The 8,619-nt window shown below is 64.1% G+C and carries 12 protein-coding genes; 3 read left to right on the top strand and 9 right to left on the bottom strand.

The window, feature by feature from the left end; translation table 11 throughout:
• From VEK15_18320 to VEK15_18330, 3 genes are all read left to right on the top strand, one after another.
• On the top strand, window positions 1–424 hold a 424-nt coding region (locus VEK15_18320; GenBank protein ID HXV62661.1), incomplete at its 5' end, for a DNA translocase FtsK.
• Window positions 399–2,228: an N-acetylmuramoyl-L-alanine amidase gene (locus VEK15_18325; protein HXV62662.1), complete on the top strand. Its 1,830-nt coding sequence runs from the start codon at window positions 399–401 to the stop codon at window positions 2,226–2,228. The genes VEK15_18320 and VEK15_18325, both read left to right, overlap by 26 nt.
• Window positions 2,229–2,276: 48 nt before the next feature.
• Entirely contained in the window at window positions 2,277–2,543 is a 267-nt protein-coding gene (locus VEK15_18330) for a hypothetical protein (protein HXV62663.1), read from the top strand.
• Window positions 2,544–2,549: 6 nt separating this feature from the next.
• Here the strand turns inward: VEK15_18330 and VEK15_18335 are convergent, their stop codons facing one another.
• The 9 genes from VEK15_18335 to hisB form a co-directional block, all read right to left on the bottom strand.
• Window positions 2,550–3,119: a DnaJ domain-containing protein gene (locus VEK15_18335; protein ID HXV62664.1), complete on the bottom strand. Its 570-nt coding sequence runs from the start codon at window positions 3,117–3,119 to the stop codon at window positions 2,550–2,552.
• Entirely contained in the window at window positions 3,116–3,775 is a 660-nt protein-coding gene (locus VEK15_18340) for a Fic family protein (GenBank protein HXV62665.1), read from the bottom strand. The genes VEK15_18335 and VEK15_18340 overlap by 4 nt, the downstream gene beginning before the upstream one ends.
• Window positions 3,776–4,140: 365 nt before the next feature.
• Entirely contained in the window at window positions 4,141–4,515 is a 375-nt protein-coding gene (locus VEK15_18345) for a helix-turn-helix transcriptional regulator (GenBank protein HXV62666.1), read from the bottom strand.
• A gap of 113 nt (window positions 4,516–4,628) precedes the next feature.
• Window positions 4,629–5,327: an HAD family hydrolase gene (locus VEK15_18350; GenBank protein ID HXV62667.1), complete on the bottom strand. Its 699-nt coding sequence runs from the start codon at window positions 5,325–5,327 to the stop codon at window positions 4,629–4,631.
• Complete coding sequence (gene hisIE, locus VEK15_18355; protein HXV62668.1) at window positions 5,324–5,950, bottom strand: bifunctional phosphoribosyl-AMP cyclohydrolase/phosphoribosyl-ATP diphosphatase HisIE; 627 nt, start codon at window positions 5,948–5,950, stop codon at window positions 5,324–5,326. The genes VEK15_18350 and hisIE overlap by 4 nt, the downstream gene beginning before the upstream one ends.
• The gene (hisF, locus tag VEK15_18360) at window positions 5,938–6,693 is read right to left on the bottom strand and encodes an imidazole glycerol phosphate synthase subunit HisF (GenBank protein HXV62669.1); all 756 of its coding nucleotides are present in this window, start codon (window positions 6,691–6,693) and stop codon (window positions 5,938–5,940) included. The genes hisIE and hisF overlap by 13 nt, the downstream gene beginning before the upstream one ends.
• A gap of 8 nt (window positions 6,694–6,701) precedes the next feature.
• Window positions 6,702–7,433, bottom strand: a complete 732-nt coding sequence (locus tag VEK15_18365; protein HXV62670.1) for a HisA/HisF-related TIM barrel protein — start codon at window positions 7,431–7,433, stop codon at window positions 6,702–6,704.
• Entirely contained in the window at window positions 7,430–8,035 is a 606-nt protein-coding gene (gene hisH, locus VEK15_18370) for an imidazole glycerol phosphate synthase subunit HisH (GenBank protein ID HXV62671.1), read from the bottom strand. Before hisH ends, VEK15_18365 begins: the two co-directional genes overlap by 4 nt.
• Window positions 8,032–8,619: imidazoleglycerol-phosphate dehydratase HisB (hisB, locus tag VEK15_18375; GenBank protein ID HXV62672.1), on the bottom strand; the 588-nt coding region annotated here is incomplete at its 5' end. The genes hisB and hisH, both read right to left, overlap by 4 nt.

Raw genomic sequence — 8,619 nt, forward strand, 5'->3', positions numbered from 1 at the left:
GAACGGCGCCGAGCAGCTCCTCGGCCGCGGCGACATGCTGTTGCTGCCGCCCGGCTCGGCTCGACTCATCCGGCTCCACGGCCCGTTCGTCTCCGAAGCCGAGGTCGGCCGTCTCGTCGCCTTCTGGCGGCGGGAGGGTAAACCCGACTACAATGAATCGATCCTACAGGCCCAGGAGCAGACGGAGATCGGAGCCTTCGACAAGGACGAGCTCTTCGATCAGGCGGCCCGGCTCGTGGTCGAGACGCGTGTGGCGTCGGTCTCGCACTTGCAGCGCCGGCTGCGGCTCGGCTACAGCCGGGCGGCGCGCATCGTAGACATGCTCGAGGCCGACGGGATCGTGGGCCCCAACGAGGGCTCGAGCCGCCGCGAGGTGCTCGTGCCCAAGGACTACTTCGATGAGGTGGATCGGCAGCTCCGCTAAGGTACGCACTCACCTTCTGGGCTCCTTCGCCCGCGCACGGTGGGACCGAGCCTTTCGCCGATCGGCCTGCGCGGCCGCCGTAATTGCCGTGCTGTCGTCATCAGAGTTGGCCGCCCAGGGGTCGGCGAAAGCCCTGTACGTGGCCGCGCAGAACGCCGAGCAACGTCTGCACCGATCCCAGGAGCTCCTCGCCGCCAAGTCCGAGTGGGTACGGGTGGCGAAGCTCTATCGCAAAGTCGTCGCTACGCATCCGCAGAGCGGGTACTGCGACGACGCGCTCTACTTCGAAGCCGAGCTCTACCGCGAGATCGATCGCCGCTTCGGAGCCGACGGCGATGCGGTCGAGCGAGCCCTTGACTCCTATCTCCTGCTCGCGAATGGCTATCCCTCGAGCAAGTGGGCGAGGAAAGCCCGGCTGACCCGCGGCAAGGTCTATCTGGAGCGGCTTTCCGATCGAAAAAACGCCAGCATCGAGCTGCGCAAGGTCACCTCCCTCTGGCCGCAGAGCGCCGAGGGCCTGGAGGCACAACGACTCCTCGACTCGATGACGCGCCTAAAGCGGGCGGCTCGAGAGTCCGAGGAGCTTCCTCCCGGCGTCGTCGCCGTCAAGAACGTACGCCACTGGACGAGCAAGGAGAAGGAGTACACGCGCATCGTCATCGATCTGGATGATGAGGTGACCTTCGCGGAAGGTCGGGTCGAGGATCCCGACCGCATCTTCTTCGACCTCCGAGGGACGCGGCTGGCGAAGGACCTGGCGGCGCGCAAGTTTCTCATCGAGGACGGATTTCTTCGGCAGATCCGGGTAGGCCAGAACCGGCCGGACGTGGTTCGCGTCGTTCTCGATTTCGACAGCATCAGCGAATACAAGGTCTTCTGGCTTCCCGACCCCTATCGGCTGGTCGTCGATATCCTGGGAACCGAGCCAACGGCGAAAGCGCCTTCGGCGTCGGTCGCCGACAACGCCCCCGGGGCGACGGCTTCTTCACCTGAGGCCGGCCCGGCGGCCGCGTCGGGAACGAATCTGAGACTACCTCCCTCGCCGACGCGCGACGGTTCCTTGTCGGTCTCCCGTCAGCTTGCCCTTCACGCGAACCGCGTGGTGATCGACCCCGGACACGGCGGGCACGACCCGGGGACGTCGAGAGGGGGTCTCGTGGAAAAGGACGTCGTGCTGGACATCTCGAGGCGCGTCGCCAAGCTGCTCGAGGACGACTTCGACGTCCTGATGACCCGGGATTCGGACATTTTCATCCCGCTCGAAGAGCGCACCGCGATCGCCAATACCAAGGGCGGCGACTTGTTCGTGTCGATCCACCTCAACGCCGCGAGAAGCGCGCGACCGGGCGGCACCGAGACCTATTACCTCAACCTCGCCACGACTCCGGACGCCGCCGAGGTCGCCGCCCGGGAAAACGCCGTCACCACCCGCCGGCTGGGGGAGCTCCAGAGCCTTCTTCAGAAAGTCATGAACAACAGCCGGATTCTGGAATCGCGCGACTTCGCCACTCACGTTCAAGACACCCTGGCCGAACAGCTCTACACTTCGAAGAAGGATTCCAGAAACCGGGGAGTCAAGACCGCTCCCTTCTACGTGCTCCTGGGGGCGCAAATCCCTTCGATCCTCGTCGAGGTCGCCTATGTGACCAACGCCAACGACGCCTCCTCGCTCAACAAGGTGGCTTTCCGCCAGAAAGTCGCGGAATCGATCGCGGCGGGGATTCGGAGCTACCACAGAAATCTCGCACCGACGATGCGGATCGAAACGGCGGCGGCTCACGCCGGGTCGACCTCGCCATACTAGAGTACTCAGCGGTTGGCACGCTTTTGACTCCGCGGCTACAATCACTTCATGTGGATCGAGGTCCTGCTCGCGTTTCAGACGGCGCAACCCGAGATCAAATTCTTCAATCTCAAGGATCCGAATCCGGAGCCCAGCCTCGCGTGGTTCATCCTGAACGCGTTCTTCTTCGTCGGGGTCGTCCTGCTGGTCACGATCGCCGTCGGGTTCGCCTTCGGAAGCTTTCGCTATTGGCTCTTGTCGAAATTCCCCAATAACCGATTCAATGGGGCCCCGGCCGATGACCCCGTCGCGAACTTTCGCCTGACCGACGACTAACGAGTACTAACCCCGGATCCGGATTCGGGCGCGGACGCCGGTACCGTCGGCCCGGCGCGCGATGACAAAATCGCCGTGTTCCGCGCCGGGGGGTATGTCGAAGGCGACGCGCTCGTAGACGCGAAGCCACCCGTGACCGCGGCAGCTCGAGCACCATCCGAAGTAGTCGAGCCCGCTGCCGGCGCAGCGAGGACACGGGGTATCGCGCCGGTCTTCGATCACCGCTCTCCCGCCGCTGAGCGCTTCGGTCGGGCTCATGATGATATCGAGCTGCACGTCGGCGGGCGGCGGCGTGAAGATCTCCCTGAAGCCTCCGAGAGGCGACAGCGGCTCCACGAAACCGCCCATCCACGAAGCCGGGAAACGGCCGGCGCGCTCCCGGTCGTACTCACGGCGGCGGTCGGGGTTCGATAGCGTCTCGTAAGCCTCCCGCACGCGACGGAACCGCTCCGGGTCGCCCGTCTCACCGCGGTCCGGATGACACTGCTTCACCCGTTGGCGGTAGGCGGATTTGATCTCTTCGTCGCTCGCGTCATGAGTGACTCCCAGAAGGGCGTAGAAGTCGTGTCCACTCACGAAGGACCTCGTCTCTGGGAAGAATCGAGGGCCGCATCTTCCCAGACGGACAGCGACCGCGACAACGCGTCCGAGAGCCGCTGGACGAGAGGCCAGGTCTCGAAGCCAATCGCCTTCTCGACGTCGTTCCGGATTTCCGCAGCCTCTTCGAGGCGCAGGCTCACCGAAGGGAAACCAGCGCGGTAAGCAAAGAAATTGAGGACCAGGTGTGCGACGCGGAAATTCCCATGTTCGAACGGCGCGATCTCGAGAAAGCGCGCGAAGAACAGCGCCATCCGTTCCGCGGGGAACATCGACCGTGCGCTCTCGGCACCGAGCCATTCCACCAGATTGGATATTCTGGCAGGAACGAAGCGCGCCGGACAGGAGCGAGCGCCGAACTGTGGTGGGCTATCCATGGTGCGAAACTTCCCGTCCCCGCTGGGCAGAGCCAGACGATGGACGTCCTTCATGACCGAGGCGGTGGGATCCTCGTCCGCCATCGCCGCGCGCTCGATCCGGTCGAGCGCATCGACCACGCCTCGAACCAGGGGGCCCTCGCCGGCGGCCACGTTCTCGAAGGACAGCGGGGCACCCGTCAATCGAAGGGTTTCGTAGACGCAGTTCTCCTTCAGCTTGCGGAAAACGGAGGGCCGCGAGGCGTCGCCCGTTTCCATCAGCCGTTTCCGTCGGCGCTCGAGCTGGTAGCCGGGTGCCTCCCTCTCTCCAGGGGCGGGATATAGCGGTAGTTCTGGCATTGTCGAGCTGATGCCCAAAATTGTAGCGCATCGGCTCGAATCGCCTCCGATCAAGAGTGTTCAGTGCCGTGGCGGGACCCGTGAACGATCGTGCCGCCACGGCTCGGCTGTTTACGGCGCGGCAATTATTCGCACTGCGTGCTCACATCTGATTCCCTCGAAGCAGCCCCATGCGGACGATTGCGCGGGCTCGCTCCGCTCGCGCAGGCTGGACTGTACTTTTTCATCAGCCTGCGAGAGCCTGAGTGCTCCCGCGGCGTCGCGCGGAACAGGCCTGGGGATGGCTAAGCCGAAAGGCTCCGGCTCACGCGCGCTCCTCCGCGGTCGATGTGCTGTCCGACCCGCTCGAGCACGTGGAGCATCTCCATCTGGAGCCGCGGATCACGCGAGATCCGTCGAAATGCTTTGATGAGTCGCTGCTCTTTGGGACCCAGTGAGCCCTCATCGGGTGCGGGCTCGACGGCGCCCACGAAATAGCCGACGGGAACTTCGAGGGCCCGGGCGATCTTCAGCAACCACTCGAGTGAGATTCTGCGGCGTCCGAGCTCGAAATTAGTCAGAGCACCCTGCGAGATACCGATCCGACGAGCGAGATCCTTTTGCTTGATCCCCTGTTCCAATCGGACCTTGCGGATTCGCTGTCCGACCTTCTTGAACACGACTCCCCCCTTGGCACGCGTCTTTCAACGGTTGGGGAGATGTTGGAGGGCCAGCAGAATTTTCCAACGAAAACGCCGGGATGTCAAGAGGAAAACCGACCGGAAAGTCGCCGTCAGTCGAAGATGTGGTGCAAGAGCTCGGCGAAACGCTTCAAGACCTTCAATCGCGCTCCATCGCGAGCCCGAACCTCCTCGTGCTCGAAGCTCCAGGTGTTGGGGTGAGGGATGTAGACGGCGCCGAGTCCCACCTGAAGCGCCGGATTCACGTCCGACCGTGGGCTGTTCCCTACCATCCAGCTCCGGAAACGATCGATGGCGTGCTTCTCGATGAGCCTTTCGTAGTCCGCCGGGGCTTTCTCGCGAGTGAACTCGGCCTCGTGGAAGAACGCTCGGGCTCCGCTTCGGGAGACCTTGGCCTCCTGCTCGTCGGGGTCCCCCTTGGTGAAGAGGATCAGCCGATGCCGCTCTTTCAGTATCGGAAGGGTGCGCATGACCCCGGGCAAGAACTGGATGGGCATCCTCCTCACTTCCGCTCCCAGGGCGAGGATGCGCTCGCGATCCTCTGCGGATGCCGAGCGTCCGGTGACTTCCTCGAGAGCGTCCATCATCGAGCGCGTGAACCCGCGCGTGCCATAACCGTGTACCGGGACATTGCGGCGCTCGATACGCATCAACAATTCCTTCGCGGTCTCGCGCTCCCCGCCCCGCTCCACGACCAGATCCAGAAACCGTTCTCCCGCTTCCTCGAAATGGATATTGTTCTCCCAGAGGGTATCGTCGGCGTCGATGATCAACGTGTTGCGACCAATCACGGTTTCCTCCCCGAGTGGCGAGTTTCGAGCACGCCGGCCACGTCTTCCGGCGTCACGCCGACGGCTTGCCAGAGGACGAGAAGATGGTACAGGAGATCGGCGGACTCCTCGGCCAATGCGTCTCGGCTCGTCTTGGCTGCCGCGATCACGACCTCGGTGGCCTCCTCACCCACCTTCTGCGCCACGCGCTCGACACCCGATTCCAAGAGCTTCGCCGTGTACGAGCCTTCGGGGCGCGATCGGGCGCGATCGCGAATCGTCCGGACGAGTCTTCCGACCAGATCGCCGAGAGAGGACGAGGTGCGAGCGGAGCCATCGATCCGTTCGAAGAAACAGCTCCTCGCGCCCGTGTGACAGGTCGGTCCCAGAGGCACGGCTCGAACGAGCAAGCAGTCGAGATCGCAGTCGACGAGGATTTCCCGAGCACGCAGGACGTTTCCCGACGTCTCGCCCTTTCGCCAGATCCTACCGCGGCTTCGCGACCAGAAATGAACTTCCCCGGTCTCGAGCGTCTTCGCCAGGCTGTCGGCGCTCATGTAGCCGAGCATGAGAACGGCATCTCCATCCGCGTCCTGAACGATGGCGGGAATCAGCCCGCTTTCGTCGAAGCTCAGCGAACGCATATCCCCTCCCGCCGGAGGTACTCTTTCACCTCGGACATTCGATAGACGCCGAAATGAAATATCGAAGCGGCGAGAACGGCGCTGGCATTGGCTCTCGTCAGGGCGTCCGCCATGTGCTCCAGCTTCCCGCAGCCGCCCGAAGCAATGACAGGAATCCTCACGGCTTCGGCGACTCGTCTCGTAAGTTCGATATCGTAACCCAGCTCGGTGCCGTCGCGATCCATGCTGGTCAGCAGGATCTCACCCGCGCCCAGACGCTCGGCTCTCCGCGCCCAGTCGACGGCGTCGAGCCCCGTCGGAGCGCGTCCGCCCTCGACGAATACTTCGAATCCCCCCCCGGAGTTGCGTTTCGCATCGATGGCCAGTACTACGCACTGCCGTCCGAAGCGGCTCGCTCCCGCGGAGAGAAGCTCCGGGCTTCGCACCGCGGCCGTGTTCACCGTGACCTTGTCGGCGCCCGCGAGAAGCATGTCGCGCATGTCGTCGGGAGACCGAATCCCCCCTCCCACGGTAAAAGGAATGGTGAGTCTCTCGGCGACTCTCTCCACCATCGTCCTCTGAATGTCGCGCGCCTCGTGGGAAGCCGTTATGTCGAGGAAGACGAGCTCATCGGCCCCTTCCGCGTCGTAAAGCTCCGCCGCCTCGACCGGGTCGCCGGCATCCACGATGCCGACGAACCTCACGCCTTTGACGACGCGACCGCGGTCGACGTCGAGGCACGGAATGATACGCTTCGCGAGCATGCCCGGCGTTAGAGCTTCTCGACGGGGCCCGCGAGGATCGATTGCGCCTCGTCGAAGGAGAAGGCTCCCTGGTACAGGGCCCGGCCGACGATGACGCCCTCGATGCCCGGAAGGCCTCGCACCGCGGACAGGTGCTCGAGCGTTCCGACACCACCCGATGCGACGACCCCTCCGTCGGTAGCTCGAGCAAACGCGGCCGTCGCCTCGAGGTTTACCCCGGACAGATCGCCGTCGCGAGAGACGTCGGTGAAGACGAAGCGGTGTACGCCCCGATCGCGCCACTTTCGGCCGAATGCGTCCGGGTCGTCACTCACCATTTGCTTCCACCCTCGCACGGCGAGACGGCCCCCTTTGACGTCGACTCCGATGACGACTTTGTCGGCGGCCCGCGAAAGCGCTCTCTCCACGACGTCGGGTCTTTCGACCGCCGCCGTCCCGAAGATGATTCTGGATACGCCGATCCCGTCGAGCTCGACGAAATCTTCGTCGCTACGGACTCCCCCGCCGAGCTGGACGGGGATGTCCACGGCCTTCACGATCGCGGCGACCGGCTCGCGCTGGCGCCCTTCACCGAACGCCGCGTCCAGATCCACGACATGGAGCCAGCTGGCCCCCTGTGACTCCCAGCTCCGAGCGGCCTCGACGGGCGTCAGGTCGTAGATCTCCTCCGAGCCGTCTCTTCCCTGCCGGAGCCGGACGACGCGACCCCGGCGAAGATCGACGGCGGGGATGAGCCTCACGATGCCCCCAGAAAGTTAGCGAGCACTTTCAGACCGAGGTGTTGGCTCTTCTCCGGATGGAATTGGATTCCGCAAACCGCTCCCTGGCCCGCGACGCTGGAAAAAGACAGACCATAGTCGGTCATCGCCCAGACAATCTCTGGAAGGCGCGGCGCGACGTAGTAGGAGTGAAGGAAGTAGAAGAAGTCCCCTTCCGCGATCTCGCTCAGAAGTCCGGAGGCACGGACCGACTCGAGCTGATTCCATCCGATATGCGGGGAGAGAACCCCGTCGGGGAAACGCTTGACTTCACCCGGGAGAAGACCGAGACCTTCGACGCCGGGCGCTTCCTCACTCGATTCGAAGAGCATCTGAAAGCCGACGCATATTCCCAGAAGCCGCGCGCCCCGGGACAGAGCTTCCCGCAATGCGCGCTCGAGGCCACGCCCCCGCAAGTTCTTCATCGACTCGCCGAAGTGACCGACGCCCGGGAGCACGAGCCATCGGGCGCTCTCGACCGTCGCGGGATCGCTCGAGATCGTGGTCTGAACGCCAATCCGGGAGAAAGCCCGTCGCACACTGCCGAGATTGCCCACGCCGTAATCGACGAGCACGACCCTCATTCGGACAAAGTACCCTTCGTCGAGGGAACTGCTCGGCTCTCCGAACGAGCGACGGCTTCAGCGAGCGATCGGGCGAAGGCCTTGAAGATCGTCTCGGCGATGTGATGACTGTTTCGTCCCCGCAGGAGATCGACGTGCAGCGTCAGCCGCGCGCGATCCGAGAGGGCGCGAAAGAAATCCTCGAACAGCTCGGTCGGAAACGCGCCCACGCGCTCCGTGGGGAAAGCCACGTGGAAGTCGAGGAAGGGGCGGCCGGAGAGATCGACGACGACCCGGCTGAGGGCTTCGTCGAGCGGCACGTAGGAAACGCCGAAACGGCGGATACCCGCTTTTTGGTCGAGCGCCTGAAGGAGGCATTCGCCAATCACGAGACCGACGTCCTCGACGGTGTGATGGGTGTCGACGTCGAGGTCGCCCTTGGCCTGGACCTCCAGGTCGAACCGACCGTGAAGCGCGACGAGCTCGAGCATGTGATCGAGAAACCCGATCCCGGTATCGACCGAGGCATTGCCCGCGCCGTCGAGTACGAGCCGCGCCTCGACGGTCGTTTCGTTCGTTTCGCGGCGTCGATGGGCCTGCCGCGG

The organism is Vicinamibacteria bacterium (assembly GCA_035620555.1).
Classification (GTDB): domain Bacteria; phylum Acidobacteriota; class Vicinamibacteria; order Marinacidobacterales; family SMYC01; genus DASPGQ01.